Source organism: Variovorax sp. Soil_C_33 (genome assembly GCF_057656935.1).
Genome location: NZ_JBDGJK010000025.1, coordinates 21,105 through 35,180 on the forward strand (window position 1 = coordinate 21,105; position 14,076 = coordinate 35,180).

Annotated in this window: 14 protein-coding genes; 9 read left to right on the forward strand and 5 right to left on the reverse strand. The window is 65.0% G+C overall.

Annotated elements, in window-relative coordinates; translation table 11 throughout:
- The first annotated feature begins 13 nt into the window (after positions 1-13).
- Positions 14-1,807 carry a sensor histidine kinase gene (locus AC3A6B_RS27645; protein WP_487839834.1) on the forward strand — a complete coding sequence of 598 codons (1,794 nt, stop codon included), beginning with the start codon at positions 14-16 and terminating at the stop codon, positions 1,805-1,807.
- Positions 1,808-2,007: 200 nt separating this feature from the next.
- Entirely contained in the window at positions 2,008-2,979 is a 972-nt protein-coding gene (locus AC3A6B_RS27650; protein ID WP_487839835.1) for a class I SAM-dependent methyltransferase, read from the forward strand.
- Positions 2,980-3,049: 70 nt separating this feature from the next.
- On the opposite strand, the gene AC3A6B_RS27655 is transcribed toward AC3A6B_RS27650, so the two are convergent.
- The 3 genes from AC3A6B_RS27655 to AC3A6B_RS27665 form a co-directional block, all read right to left on the reverse strand.
- Entirely contained in the window at positions 3,050-3,859 is an 810-nt protein-coding gene (locus AC3A6B_RS27655; RefSeq protein ID WP_487839836.1) for a DUF3943 domain-containing protein, read from the reverse strand.
- 62 nt (positions 3,860-3,921) lie between these two features.
- The gene (locus AC3A6B_RS27660; RefSeq protein ID WP_487839837.1) at positions 3,922-4,287 is read right to left on the reverse strand and encodes a hypothetical protein; all 366 of its coding nucleotides are present in this window, start codon (positions 4,285-4,287) and stop codon (positions 3,922-3,924) included.
- A gap of 250 nt (positions 4,288-4,537) precedes the next feature.
- Positions 4,538-5,443 (reverse strand): LysR family transcriptional regulator, encoded by a 906-nt coding sequence (locus AC3A6B_RS27665; protein WP_487839838.1) that lies wholly within the window; start codon positions 5,441-5,443, stop codon positions 4,538-4,540.
- Between the two features lie 312 nt (positions 5,444-5,755).
- Here AC3A6B_RS27665 and paoA point away from each other — a divergent pair, with 312 nt between their 5' ends.
- The 7 genes from paoA (at position 5,756) to AC3A6B_RS27700 (ending at position 12,121) form a co-directional block, all read left to right on the forward strand.
- Entirely contained in the window at positions 5,756-6,397 is a 642-nt protein-coding gene (paoA, locus tag AC3A6B_RS27670; RefSeq protein WP_487839839.1) for an aldehyde dehydrogenase iron-sulfur subunit PaoA, read from the forward strand.
- Positions 6,394-7,344, forward strand: a complete 951-nt coding sequence (locus AC3A6B_RS27675; protein WP_487839840.1) for an FAD binding domain-containing protein — start codon at positions 6,394-6,396, stop codon at positions 7,342-7,344. Before paoA ends, AC3A6B_RS27675 begins: the two co-directional genes overlap by 4 nt.
- A gap of 2 nt (positions 7,345-7,346) precedes the next feature.
- Positions 7,347-9,557 (forward strand): aldehyde oxidoreductase molybdenum-binding subunit PaoC, encoded by a 2,211-nt coding sequence (paoC, locus tag AC3A6B_RS27680; protein WP_487839841.1) that lies wholly within the window; start codon positions 7,347-7,349, stop codon positions 9,555-9,557.
- A gap of 37 nt (positions 9,558-9,594) precedes the next feature.
- A complete protein-coding gene (locus AC3A6B_RS27685) occupies positions 9,595-10,458 on the forward strand; it encodes an alpha/beta fold hydrolase (RefSeq protein ID WP_487839842.1) in 864 nt (287 codons plus the stop codon).
- A 56-nt stretch (positions 10,459-10,514) separates the two neighbouring features.
- The gene (locus tag AC3A6B_RS27690; protein ID WP_487839843.1) at positions 10,515-11,552 is read left to right on the forward strand and encodes a VWA domain-containing protein; all 1,038 of its coding nucleotides are present in this window, start codon (positions 10,515-10,517) and stop codon (positions 11,550-11,552) included.
- A 67-nt stretch (positions 11,553-11,619) separates the two neighbouring features.
- The gene (locus tag AC3A6B_RS27695; protein WP_487839844.1) at positions 11,620-11,910 is read left to right on the forward strand and encodes a DUF1330 domain-containing protein; all 291 of its coding nucleotides are present in this window, start codon (positions 11,620-11,622) and stop codon (positions 11,908-11,910) included.
- Between the two features lie 61 nt (positions 11,911-11,971).
- Positions 11,972-12,121: a hypothetical protein gene (locus tag AC3A6B_RS27700; protein ID WP_487839845.1), complete on the forward strand. Its 150-nt coding sequence runs from the start codon at positions 11,972-11,974 to the stop codon at positions 12,119-12,121.
- A gap of 2 nt (positions 12,122-12,123) precedes the next feature.
- Here the strand turns inward: AC3A6B_RS27700 and AC3A6B_RS27705 are convergent, their stop codons facing one another.
- Together AC3A6B_RS27705 and AC3A6B_RS27710 are read right to left on the reverse strand one after the other, a co-directional pair.
- Positions 12,124-13,488: a cytochrome b gene (locus tag AC3A6B_RS27705; RefSeq protein WP_487839846.1), complete on the reverse strand. Its 1,365-nt coding sequence runs from the start codon at positions 13,486-13,488 to the stop codon at positions 12,124-12,126.
- A gap of 35 nt (positions 13,489-13,523) precedes the next feature.
- A complete protein-coding gene (locus tag AC3A6B_RS27710; RefSeq protein WP_487839847.1) occupies positions 13,524-14,003 on the reverse strand; it encodes a carboxymuconolactone decarboxylase family protein in 480 nt (159 codons plus the stop codon).
- Positions 14,004-14,076: the final 73 nt, after the last annotated feature.

Here is a 14,076-nt window from a genome sequence, read left to right on the forward strand (position 1 = left end):
TTGGGGCTTGGCGATGTTGCTCTGGCTCGCCTTGCCGTGCGCCTTCGCGGACCAGAAGCTGCTCACCTTGAACAGCGGCACGGTGACGACCACCGTGGACGGCCTCACGCAGGTCGAGCCGCTGCGCTTGCCCTACCACTGGGACCGACAACAGGCAGGGCGGCCCGGCGTCGCGAGCTTCGAGCTGCCTTTCACGCTCGACAGGGTGCCCGAGGGGCCGTGGGGAATTTTCATCGCCCGCATCGGCACTTCCTTCGAGATCCAGCTCAACGGCGAACTGCTGCAGGTCAACGGGAGCCTGACGCGCAGCGATGGCGGCGACTACGCCAAGGTCCCGCGCTTCATCGCCGTGCCGGCCAAGCTGCTGCGACCCGGCGACAACCTGCTGCAGATCCGCATCCGCGCCGATACCGGCCGCCGCGCCGGCCTGGCCCCGCTTGTCCTCGGGCCGGCCAGCACGGTTCGGGGTGAGCTGTTCGCCGACGCCTACGCCTCGCGCTTCACCGGTTCGGTGCTGCTGTCGGCCTTCAGCATGGTGGTGGGCGTCACGGCGTTCGCACTCTGGCTGACGCAGCCGGCCACCAGCGCGGGCGTGGGCGAGCGCCGCGAGGGGATGTATCTCTGGGCCGCCGTGGCCGAGTTCTGCTGGGCGCTGCGGGTGGGGGACGGCGCGATCGCCAACCCGCCGCTGCCCTGGATCGCCTGGGGCATGCTGATGACCGCGTGCTATTCAGGCTGGGCCGCTTCGGCCATGCTGTTCTGCCACCACGTGGCCGGCTGGCACCGTGATGCCAGCCTGCGCTGGATGTGGCGCGCGATGGCGGTGATGGTGCTGGGTTCGGTCGCTGCAACCTGGCTTTCGCTGTCGCGCGGCGAGCCCTGGTGGCTGACAGGATGGCTGTCGATAGAGATCGTGGGCATTGCGCTCTACATCGGCGGGTTCGTGCTGGCGACGGTGAAAAGGCCCAACAGGGCACGGGTGCTCCTGTCCAGCGTGGCGGTGCTCGCCGTGCTGATCGGCGTGCGCGATTGGCTGGTGATCCGGGTGAGCAATTCCTATGGCGACACGACCTGGATACGCTACACCTCGGTCCTTTTCGGCATCGCGCTGCTGGCGATCGTGGTCAGCCGCTTTCGCGCCGCCAGCGAACAGGCGCGCGACCTGCTCGCCACGCTCAGCGCCAAGGTGGCCGACCGCGAGCGCGAACTGGCGCTGACCTACGGGCGGCTCGAGCAGGCTGCACGCGAGCAGGCCACCATACGCGAGCGACAGCGCATCCTGCGCGACATGCACGATGGCGTAGGAACGCACATCAGCTCGGCCATCCGCCAGCTGCAGGCGGGGGAGGGCAGCCAAGCCGAGCTGCTGCGTACGCTGCGCGATTCGCTCGACCAGCTCAAGCTCACCATCGATTCGATTCACCTGCCCGACGGCGACGTGGGCGCGCTGCTGGCGGCCCTGCGCTATCGCCTGGCGCCGCGTTTCGACGCCTCGGGCATCGCCCTGGAATGGGCGGTCGACGAGCTCGTGCCGGTCGAGCGCCTCGACGCGCAGGCCATGCGCCATCTGCAGTTCCTGCTGTTCGAGGCGATCTCCAACGTGCTGCAGCATGCGCAGGCCACGGTGCTGCGCATCGAGGCGGCAATGCTGGGCACGGCGGTCCGGCTCTGCGTGATCGACGACGGCCGCGGCTACGACGTCGCGCGCGCCCCGCGGTCGCTCCACGAGCGCGCCAAAGCGATGGGAGTCCAGCTCGTGCTCGAAAGCCGCCCGGGTCGCACGGTCGTTCAGCTCGACATGGCGTGACTGGCGGGAGCGGCGAGTGGCCGGCGCGTTCGCGGCGGGGCCAGGTAAGCAAAAAACAACAGATGTACGACTTTGTGCAGTGCAGCACAAAACGCGCCCCGACGTCTAAACTGACCTTTGTTGCCTCTCGAGCGTGTACGGGCTGTTCGACGTGCGAGATCAGCTTGCGGCGCACGCCCCCTTGTGGACGCCGCCTTGGCTTGGCAACGGACCCGACCAGCGCGCGCGGCGTAATTCGCGCGCGTCTTGCAGTCGCTCTGAACCACCTCACCAACTTCAAAGGTCATCCAATGGGTATTGGTTTGCACGAGTTCAACTTTTTGCGCTACTCGAAGCAGCAACGAGATTTCGACCGGACGGTGACGCTCGGGAGGCAGGAACTGCATGTTCCTGAATCGACCGTACGGGATGCACTTGCACTGAGTTCTGAATATAAGAACGACAAGTATTGCGATCGACTTTTGAGAGACCAGTTTGGTGCTGGTCACGTTGACTCTATTGATGTTTCCGAGTACGAAGATGCATCAATTGTCCACGACATGAATTTGCCCTTGCCTGAGCATGTCGCACAACGCTATGACACCGTCATCGACGGCGGCTGCCTGGAGCACATCTACAACGTACCGCAGGCGCTGCTGAACTGCTCCAAGTTTTGCAGGCCTGGAGCCCAGATATTGCATATGCTCCCAGCTAGCAATTGCTGCGGCCATGGTTTCTGGCAGTTCTCTCCAGAACTGTTTTTTTCGCTTTATTCCAAAAAGAACGGATATAGCGATACGGAAGTATTCCTCGCGGATCTGTCAAAGACGTCTAAATGGTTCCGAGTTAAACCCCCTGGCTCCGGCGAACGGATCAATGTACATTCGATTTCTGAGACATATGTGCTTGTCAGAACGGTATTGAGGGAAAGTGGCTTTAGTCATTCGGGAGTTCAGCAAAGTGACTATGTATTTGAATGGGAAAACTGTGGTCCGCCACCCGAAACTGCCCGCGCGCCGGGCCCCAGGGGCGGGATTGCTCGATTTCTAAAGGGTTTTCCTGCTTTGCACAAAGTGGCCGCTTGGGCATATCACTTGTACCGACCTGCGGATTCGATGTTGCAACTCAGTTTGCATAATCCACATTTAGAGGAATTGCCGGTATCGTCCTTAACCAATCGTGCGACGCATTGAGTTCAATCTGGTGCGCGCGGAAGCATTGGCAAGCAGGCCCTGCCTTCCAACGATCAAAAAAGTTCGATCGCTACCAGCGCACCTGCAGTTGCAGGCCCCAGCTCACCGCTCTCGGGCTGGTGCGGTGCGGCCCTGGCCAGCTGCCCCGGCCTTCGGCGAGCGCTGCCACCGCCGTAGGTCCTGACGGGCCGATCGGCCGGATCGGCGCCAGGCTGATCTGGGTTTCGAGGCCGAAGATCCGATCGGTCAGGCCATTGAGCGCGCCCAGAGGGTCGGTGAGGACCAGTGCGACCTTGTCCATGGTGTCGGGCTCGCCCGGCTTCGCCTTGATCGACTCGCGGATGGGCGAGAACACGTACTCCCCGAGCAGCCAGCCCGCTAGCGGCGTGATGACGAGGTCCTGGTAGGAGACGGGCTCGAACAGGGCCTCGGCGCCGAATTCGTAGACCACCGAGAGCAAGGCGGAGTAGCCCAGGGACTGCCAGCGGTCCAGGCCGCGCTCCCGGGCCCGGATGTAGTACGCCGCACCCCAATAGGGATGGAGCACGTAGTTGACGAAATGATCGTCCTTGTCCCAGGCCGGGTTCGTGACGTTGTCGCGCCACTTGCCGTAGCTCGCGCCGCTGCGGTCGAAACGCGTCTGCTCGGCCGGCATCGCGTTGAGCACGGCGACCGTGGCGGCCTGATAACCCACGAAGTACCAGGTGTCGCGCCGCAGGCCTTCCCAGTCCGCGCGTGCGATGACGGGGGGCTCCGGCGCGGCCGGGAGTTCGAGGGTCTCATCCGCGGTCTCGGCGGGGGCGCAGGAAACCGACCTCGCAAGCCATGTCGATAGCGCGAGAACGGCAAGAACGGCGAAAGCGAAGGGGCTTCGCGACATTCAGGATTCAGCACGAAGTATGGCAGTCGCGCGTGGAGGACAGCGACCCGCGACGCTTCAGGTTAGCAGGCGAGCGGGTCTTGTTCGGCGTACTCCCGGTCGAGCAGGGAGCCGGTCGCCTTGAACCAGCAGATCGAGTCGTGCGCGGCGACGACCGCCAGCTTGATCTGCTCGGACGCACCCGGGTCGGCCAAAGCCGCCCACTTGGCGCTATCGGCCGCCTGCTCAAGCTCGAATACGGCCTCGCGTTGGCCGGGGGCAGGGTCGCCTTCCACCGCGGACCGCGTTTTCGCAAACTTCCGCCGAAACTCCGCAACGACCGCCACCAGAACTGGACATGCTATGCCGTCAGCCGCTAGCGTGGCTTCAGCCGCGGTCAATCGGCTGTCGAGCTGGGAGCAGACCTGTTTCGAAATCGTTGTCGTCATGATGCTCTCCCAGTCAGGCCGGCTGCCCACTGAAAAACACCCTACGGCCTTTCTGCGCGGTTCTCCCGCCGCCACGTGCTCGCGGCCGGGCGCTGTGCCGGGAACGGTGCGTGCGTTTTGGCTGTTGGCCTATAAATTGTAGTCAGGCAGTTCGACCCCGCAAGGAGCAGGCCGCCGCGCTCGTGGCTGGCGCCTCCGGCCAGTTGCGCAGCGCAGGACACACCGGACGGCACGGCATGGCCCAGCGCATCTATGGATTGCTTTGTCGCTCAAACCGCAAGGCCTGGAGCACCAAGGAAAAGGCCGGGGAAGTCTGTCGCCGGCTAGGGTAGTACAAGTGATAGCCCGAAAAGAACGGGCACCAGTCTTCCAAGACGCGCACAAGACGACCGGCTTCAATGTGGTCGGCAACCTCGTCTTCTGGAAGCAACGTGATGCCAAGGCCCGCGAGCGCGGCGTCGACCTGCGGCGGGGACGTATTGAATATCAACGGTCCGTCCACCCGGACGTTCACTTGCTTGCCCTTGCGCGCGAAGTCCCAGACGTAGAGTCCGCCGGACGTTGGCATGCGCTGGTTGATGCAGCGATGTGCCATGAGGTCATGCGGGGTCTTCGGGGCCGGGCGCGATGCGAAGTATTCAGGTGACGCGACCACTGCCATGCGCAACCGCGGGCCAATGGGCACAGCGATCATGTCCTTGTCGATGGTGTTGCCCAGGCGTACCCCTGCGTCGAAGCGGTCGGCCACGATGTCGCGAAAGCCGTAGTTCATGTCGAACTCCAGCTTGATATCCGGGTACTGTTGCAGCAGCGGTGCGAGCTTTGGCAGCAGAACCGAATGCAGGATGCTGTCACCACAGGTGATTCGAACAGTGCCCGCCGGCTTGTCGCGAAGCTCGGTGAGAGCGTCGAGCTCCTCCTCTATCTCGTCAAAGCGACGACCGATCGCATGCATCAATCGCTCGCCTGCGGACGTCGGCGAGACGCTGCGGGTCGTGCGCATGAGCAGACGGATTCGCAGCCTTTCCTCCAAGCCGCGAATGGATTGACTCAAGGCGGACTGCGTGACTCCCAGCACGGCGGCAGCGCGGGTGAAGCTGCCCTCCCGTGCGACGGTGACGAAGGCCAGCAGGTCATTGAGATTGCGTCTTGCCATACGGTTCTGCACCCAATCCAGTAGCAGAGCTAATAAATGTTTTAAGTATTCATTATCTAGTCAGGATCGACCTGCGTCAGCAAACTGCCATGCCACGGGGCGGCGCATCCGCGACCTGCCGATCACTCCGCAGAAGCTGCTTTTGAAAGCAAGGCGACGTGCAATCGCTCTTCGTCGTCGCCAGGCCTTCGCGCCGGCGATTCCGCTGGCGCTGGCCGGCTGACTCACGTGCAGCCGGTGCAAAAGAATCCGCCTCCCGCGTCTGCAAACAGTGCTCATCAACGCAACGGAAACTTTTCTTCAGGAGCTGACATGGACAGTCCCACGACCCCCTTGATCTCGCGACGCGACGCACTCATCGTCGGCGCCGCAGCCGCCGCGGCGGTTTCGTCTTCTGCGCCCGCCGAGGCGGCGCAGCCTGCGCCCTCGGCAGCGGCTGTACCCCGAATGAAGCTCTCACTGAACGTCAACGGGCAAGTTCATTCGCTCGAGCTCGATACGCGGACGAGCCTGCTCGATGCGCTGCGCGAACACCTGCATCTGACCGGCACCAAGAAAGGCTGCGACCACGGCCAGTGCGGCGCCTGTACGGTCATCGCCGACGGAAGGCGGATCAATTCCTGCCTGACGCTCGCCGTCATGCACGAGGGCGCGCAGGTCACGACCATCGAAGGACTGGGCACGCCGCAGCGCATGCACCCGATGCAGGCCGCGTTCGTCAAGCACGACGGCTACCAGTGCGGCTACTGCACGCCCGGCCAGATCTGTTCGGCCGTCTCGGTCCTCGACGAAATCAAGCGCGGGGTCCCGAGCCACGTGAGCGCGGATCTCACGGCGCGTCCTCTTCTGTCGGCCGAAGAGCTGCGCGAGCGCATGAGCGGCAACATCTGCCGCTGCGGCGCCTACTCCAACATCGTCGATGCCATCACCGAAGTGGCGGGGAGCAGATCATGAAGCCGTTTACCTACGAGCGGGCGCACTCTCCGGCGCAGGCTGCGGCGGCTGTCGCCCGCAGCCCGGGTGCCAAGTTCATCGCCGGCGGCACCAACCTGCTGGACCTGATGAAGCTGCAGATCGAAGCGCCGACGCACCTGGTCGACGTGAACGGTCTGGCCCTGGACAAGATCGAACCGTCGCCCGACGGCGGCTTGCGCATCGGCGCCCTGGTGCGCAACACCGACCTGGCCGCCGACGAGCGTGTGCGACGCGACTACGGCGTGCTGTCCCGCGCGCTGCTGGCGGGCGCCTCCGGCCAACTGCGCAACAAGGCAACGACGGCAGGCAACCTGCTGCAGCGCACGCGCTGTCCCTATTTCTATGACACGGACCAGCCCTGCAACAAACGCCAGCCTGGGAGCGGTTGCAGCGCCATCGGCGGTGTCACTCGCCAGCATGCGGTGGTCGGCGCGAGCAAGGCCTGCATTGCGACGCATCCGAGCGACATGGCCGTCGCGATGCGCGTGCTCGACGCGACGGTCGAGACGGTACGCCCCGATGGCCGCACGCGCGTGATCCCGATCGCCGATTTCCATCGACTGCCCGGCGACACTCCGCATATCGAGACGGCGCTGGAGCGGGACGAATTGATCACCACCGTCACGCTCCCGCGGCCTGTCGGCGGCACGCAGATCTACCGGAAGGTCCGTGACCGGGCTTCCTATGCCTTCGCGCTGGTTTCCGTCGCGGCGATCGTGCAGCGCGATGGCTCGGGCCGGGTGGCGCTGGGCGGCGTGGCCCACAAGCCGTGGCGCCTCGAGGCTGCGGAGGCCGCGATGCCGCAGGGCGCCAAGGCGGTGACGGCGCAGCTGCTGGCCGGCGCGCAGCCGTCCCACGAGAACGCGTTCAAGTTGCCGTTGGCCGAGCGCACGCTGGCGGCCGCCCTGGTGCAAGCGAGGAGCTGATCATGAAATTCGACACACCCGCAACGACCAATCCCATCGACCAGCTCAAGGTCATCGGCAAGCCGACCGACCGGATCGATGGACCGGTGAAGACCACGGGCTCGGCACGCTACGCCTATGAACGCAACGCCGAGGCGCCCAATGCCGCCTACGGGTACGTGGTGGGCGCCGGCATCGCGAAAGGCCGCATCGCCTCGATGGACCTGAGTGCCGCCCGCGCGGCACCGGGCGTCCTGGCCATCGTCACGGCGCGCAATGCCGGCAAGCTCGGCAAGGGCGACTTCAATACGGCCAAGCTCCTGGGCGGGCCGGAGATCGATCACTACCATCAGGCGGTCGCGCTCGTCGTGGCCAATACCTTCGAGCAGGCGCGCGCCGCGGCGCAGCTGGTGCGCATCGAGTACACGCGCTCGCCGGGGCGCTTCGACCTGGCCGCGGAGAAGGATGCGGCGCAGCTGCCCAAAGCGAATCCCTTCTCCGGCGAGCCGGAAACGAAGACGGGCGACTTCACCGGCGCCTACGCCGCGGCCCCCGTGCAGCTCGATGCCACCTACACCACGCCCGACGAGTCGCACGCGATGATGGAGCCGCATGCCTCCGTCGCGGCCTGGAAGGGCGAGAAGCTCACCATCTGGACATCGAACCAGATGATCGCCTGGGGCGTCGGCGATGTCGCCAAGACGCTGGGCATCCCGAAAGCGAATGTGCGCCTGGTCTCGCCCTTCATCGGCGGCGGCTTTGGCGGCAAGCTGTTTGTGCGCGCGGATGCGTTGCTTGCCGCGCTCGGCGCGCGGGCGGCGCGGCGGCCCGTGAAGGTGGCGCTGCCGCGCCCCTTGATGATGAACAACACCACGCACCGGCCGGCAACCATCCAGCGCATTCGCATCGCTGCCACGCGGGACGGCAAGATCACCGCCATCGCCCACGAAGGCTGGTCCGGCGATCTGCCGGGCGGGCAGGCGGAGACCGCGGTCAACCAGACCCGGCTGCTGTACGCCGGTGCGAACCGCCTGACGACCACGCGGCTGGCCGTGCTGGACTTGCCCGAAGGCAACGCCATGCGCGCACCCGGCGAGGCGCCGGGCATGATGGCGCTGGAAATCGCCATGGACGAGATGGCGGAGAAGCTGGGGCTCGACCCGATCGAGTTTCGCGTGCGGAACGACACGCAGGTCGATCCAGAGAAGCCGGAGCGCCCATATTCCCAGCGCAAATTGATCGAATGCCTGCGCACCGGAGCCGAGCGCTTCGAATGGAGCAAGCGCAACGCAAGACCGGGGCAGCAGCGTGACGGACGCTGGCTCGTGGGCATGGGGGTCGCCGCGGCATTCCGCAACAACCTCTTGATGAAGTCGGCCGCGCGTGTGCACCTGGACAATCGGGGCATGGTCACGGTGGAGACCGACATGACCGACATCGGAACCGGGTCGTACACGATCATTGCGCAGACTGCTGCCGAAACGATGGGGGTGCCCCTCAACAGGGTGCTCGTGCGCCTCGGCGACTCGGCATATCCCGTTTCGGCCGGCTCCGGCGGGCAGTGGGGCGCCAACAATTCGACTTCTGGTGTCTTTGCCGCGTGCATGAAGCTGCGCGAGGCCGTGCTGAAGAAGCTCGGCATCGCCTCGGGCGACGCGGAGTTCTCGGACGGCATGGTGCGCGCCGGCGAGCGCGCGGTGCCGCTTGCGGAAGCGGCCGGCGCGAATGGCCTGGTTGCCGAAGACGGTATCGAGTACGGCGACCTCGACAAGAAGTACCAGCAGTCCACCTTCGGCGCCCATTTCGTGGAGGTCGGTGTCGACGCCGCCACCGGCGAGATCCGCGTTCGGCGCATGCTTGCAGTTTGTGCCGCCGGGCGTATCCTGAATCCCAAGTCCGCCCGCAGCCAGGTGATCGGTGCCATGACGATGGGCGTCGGAGGAGCCTTGATGGAGGATCTGGCGCTCGACAAGCGGCATGGCTTTTTCGTCAACCACGACCTGGCGGGCTACGAGGTGCCGGTGCATGCCGACATCCCCCATCAGGAGGTGATCTTCATGGATGAGACGGACCCGATCTCGTCGCCGATGAAGGCCAAGGGGGTAGGGGAGCTCGGCATGTGCGGTGTCGCCGCCGCGGTGGCCAACGCCGTCTACAACGCGACCGGCATCCGGGTACGGAACTATCCGATCACGCTCGACAAGTTGCTGGATCGCTTGCCGCCCGTGACGTGAGCCGAAGCAGGGCGGCCGTGGAATAGGAGCCTGTGCAATGAAAGAACCGGAACTGGTGCGACTTGACATTGAAGGCGCCGACATGGCGGTCCGCCTGGCCGGTGATCGAGAGAAGCCGGCGCTTCTCCTGATTCACGGCTTTCCAAGCTCTTCGGCATCGTTTAGGAACGTGATCAGCACCCTCGCGCAGGACTGCTTCGTCATCGCCCCGGATCTTCCGGGGTTCGGAGGCTCCGAGCCGGTCGAGCGGCCTTCCTTCTCGCGCTTCGCGGACGTGATGACCCACCTGCTCACACGGCTCGGCGTCGAGTCCTTCCACCTCTATCTGCACGACTTCGGTGCGGCGGCAGGGTTCTATCTCGCCACACGCGCGCCACAACGGATTCGCGGCCTCATCATCCAGAATGCCAATGCGCATGAGAGCGGGATGGGACCGCAATGGTCCGCGACGCGCGCCTATTGGGACCATCCCACGCCGGAGCGCGAAGCCGAGGCGACCGCGCATCTGACTTTCGAGGGGACGCGCGACCAATACGTGGGCGGGGTGCCCAAGGACATCGCCGAGCGCGTCGAGTCCCGACTGTGGGAGGAGGACTGGCGGATCATGTCGCTCGCCGGCCGGCTCGAGATGCAGCGAACCCTGCTGCTCGACTATCGCAGCCATTTCGCGCGCTTCGGCGAAATTGCCGCCTATCTCCATCGCCGGCAGCCCCCGGCGCTCATGCTGTGGGGTCGGCACGATATCTTCTTCGACCTCAAGGAGACCCTCTCCTGGATGCAGGCGCTCCCGCGCATGGAGGCGCACATCCTCGACGGCCCGCATTTTCTGCTCGAGACCCATCCGGCCGAATGCGCGGCGCTGATGCGCGCCTTTATCAGGCGTCTGGAAGTACTGCATTAGCGGCTCTTCGCACACCGACCAAAGAGCCGAGTCGCACCGAAACCGCACGACGACCCATGTTCTTTCTCTGGCCCGAGTACCTCTGGTTCCTGCTCGCGCTTGCATTGCTGCCGGCGGCGTACGTCTGGCTGCTGAACCGCCCGGGCAGGGCGGCCCTGCGCTACAGCAGCCTGGGCGTGGTGCGCGAGGCGGCGGCCGGCCGGCAATGGCGACGGCACCTGCCGCCCGCGCTGCTCCTGCTGGCCTGCTCGGGGTTGCTGATCGCCGCGGCGCGTCCCGTGGCGCAGGTGTCGCTGCCCTGGGCACAGTCATCGATCATGCTGGCCATGGACGTGTCGCTCAGCATGCGGGTCGCGGACGTCAAGCCGACCCGCCTGGTGGCCGCGCAGCAAGCGGCCAAGCTGTTCCTGCGGGACCTGCCCAAGGAGATCGAAGTCGGGCTCGTCACGTTTGCAGGGAGCGCCCAGGTCACCCAGCGCGCGACGCTGGACCGCGCGTCCGTGATCGCGGGCATCGACGGCTTCCAGATGCAGATGGGCACGGCGGTGGGCAATGCCATCGTGCTGTGCCTGGCGGAGTTGTTTCCGGATCATGGCATCGATCTTGGCGACGTGAACTTCGGCAGCAAGCCGCAGGGGCGCAGCCTGGACGACAAGGCGAAGCCGCCGCCGCAGCCTTTCACGCCGGTGGCGCCGGGCTCGTACGATTCCGCCGCGATCATCCTGCTGAGCGATGGCCGTCGAACCACCGGCGTCGACACGCTGGCGGCGGCGAAGATGGCCGCGGATCGCGGTGTCCGCATCCACGTGGTGGGGCTGGGGACGGTGGACGGCGACGCTTCAACGCCGGAGGGCATGGCCATCTACATGAAGCTGGACGAGCCGACCCTTCGCGAAGTGGCGCGGATGACCGGCGGCGAGTACCACCATGCCGGCACGGCCGAGAAGCTGCGCAGCGTCTACGAAAACCTCGGCTCTCGCCTGCAGGTGCTGACACGGGAAACCGAGCTCGCCGGTGTGCTGGCGCTCGTCTCTGCATTGGTTGCGATGACGGCGGCAGTGCTGTCGCTGCTCTGGTTCGGGCGAATCGCCTGAGCGCTCCGGGCTCCTGCCTGGCGGTCGCGAGGCTATATTGTTCACTCAGCAACAGAGAGAAATCACCATGGCAAAAGCCTATTGGGTCAGCGCGTACCGCGCCGTCAAGGACGCCGACAAACTTGCGGCTTACGCGAAGCTGGCCGGCCCGGCGATCACCGCCGGCGGCGGGCGCTTTCTGGCACGCGGCCTGCCCGCCGAGGTCTACGAGTGCGGTCTGCCCCAACGCACCGTGTTGATCGAGTTCGACAGCGTCGAGCAAGCTACAGCCGTGCATGACAGCCCCGACTACCAAGCCGCGCTCGCCGCGCTAGGCGACGGTGCCGAACGGGATCTACGGATCATCGAAGGGGTCTGAGCAACCCTGGATGGTCAGGCGTGTGCGGAAGCAGCCGACGCTTGAACCGATCTTCGAACCTTTGATCAAGCCCCACTATGTGGTGCCGCCGCTGGAAGGATTGTGGTGGGGCGACGATCCCAGGCGCTTCATCACGCGCGAAAAGGAGGCGATCCTGCGCCAGCCGGTGAAGTTCATGCAGGTCGCCAGGCGGATCACCGTGTTCGCATGAAATCAATGCGTGTACACGACCCGCTCCGGGACCGCCTTGCTGCGTCCCAGGCGGCTCCACCACGGCATCGTCAGGAAGAAGCCGTAGTAGACGATGGTTCCCGCCTGTGAAGCGTAGTTGCCGAGCGCCGAAGGAGCCCTCGACCCGAAATAGCCGAGTGCGAAAAATGACGCAATGAAAACGCCGTACACGTACTTGTGCCAGGCAGGTCGGTAGCGCATCGACTTGACGGGAGCGTGATCGAGCCATGGCAGGAAGAACAGGATGAACACCGAGCTGCCCATCACGACAACGCCCCAGAACCTGGCGTCCAGGGTCTTGAGCAGAAAGACCGCGATGGCTGCGGCGACCAGGAGCAATGCCTTGGCGAGATGACCCATGCGTCCCTTGACGAGTGCGAAAGCCGCGGCGATTCCGATGATGGCGCACAGGAGGTTGACCATCGAATCCGTCGTCGCGCGCAGCATCGAGTAGAACGGCGTGAAGTACCAGACAGGGGCGATGTGCGGGGGCGTCTTGAGCGAATCGGCGGGGATGAAGTTGGCATGCTCGAGGAAGTAGCCACCGGCCTCGGGCGCGAAGAACACGACGGCGCAGAAACACAAGAGAAATATGGAAGTGCCCCAGAGTCCGTGCGTCGTGTGGTAGGGGTGTGAGGGGATCCCATCCAAAGGATGGCCATCGGCGCCGCGATGCGCCTTGATCTCGATGCCGTCCGGATTGTTCGAGCCGACCTCGTGGAGTGCCATCAGGTGCGCCGCGACAAGGCCGAGCAGCGCAAGCGGCACGGCGATCACGTGCAAGGCGAAGAAACGATTGAGCGTGGCGTCGCCTACGACGTAGTCTCCACGAATCAGCAGCGCAAGGTCAGGTCCGGCAAAGGGGATGGCGGCGAACAGGTTGATGATCACCTGCGCGCCCCAGTAGCTCATCTGGCCCCATGGCAGCAGGTAGCCCATGAAGGCCTCGGCCATCAGGCACAGGAAGATGCAGCAACCGAAGATCCAGACCAGCTCCCGCGGCTTGCGGTAGCTGCCGTACATGAGGCTGCGGAACATGTGCAGGTAAACGACGACGAAGAACGCGCTGGCCCCGGTCGAATGCATATAGCGGACGAGCCAGCCCCAAGGCACGTCGCGCATGATGTACTCGACGGAGGCGAAGGCCAGCGCTGCATCCGGCTTGTAGTGCATGACCAGGAAGATCCCGGTCACGATCTGGATGGCGAGCGTCAGCAGGGCGAAAGCGCCGAACAGGTACCAGAAGTTCAGGTTCTTGGGCGCGTAGTAGCTTGCCCACTGCTCGTGCCAAAGGCGGCTCAGGGGAAAGCGCTGGTCGACCCACTGAAGCCATGCCTTGCCGAGCATCTCGCGAGACTCCGAGCGCGCCGCCTTCAGGGTGCTCAGGCGAGCTTGGCCTTGTCGAGGCCGAACGCCTTGTCGGACGATCCGGGCACGGTCCGGAACGCGACGTTCACGCGGTTCCAGGCGTTGATGACCATCACGCTGAAGCTCAGGTCCGAAAGCTCCTTCTCGGACAGCTGCGTGCGCACGCGGTCGTAGATATCGTCGGGCACACCCTGCTCGGGGAGCCGGGTGAGGACCTCGGTCCATGCGAGCGCGGCGCGCTCGCGTGGGATGAACAAGGTCGACTCGCGCCAGGCGGCGAGATGGTGCAGGCGCAGTTCGCGCTCGCCGTGGATCCTGGCCTGCTTGATGTGCATGTCGAGGCAGTACGCGCAGCCATTCAGCTGCGATGCACGGATCGCGACGAGGTCGCGGATCGACTGCTCGACGGCGCCGTCATCCACGAGGAGATTGAACTCGACCAGCTTCTTGAAGAGCGCAGGCGATTGCTGGACGTAATTGACACGTTGCGTCATGGTGGTGATCCTCAGACCTCAGTGCGGCTGAGGAACCCGTTTGCGAAGACCGCGATGGAGAACAAATCGTAGG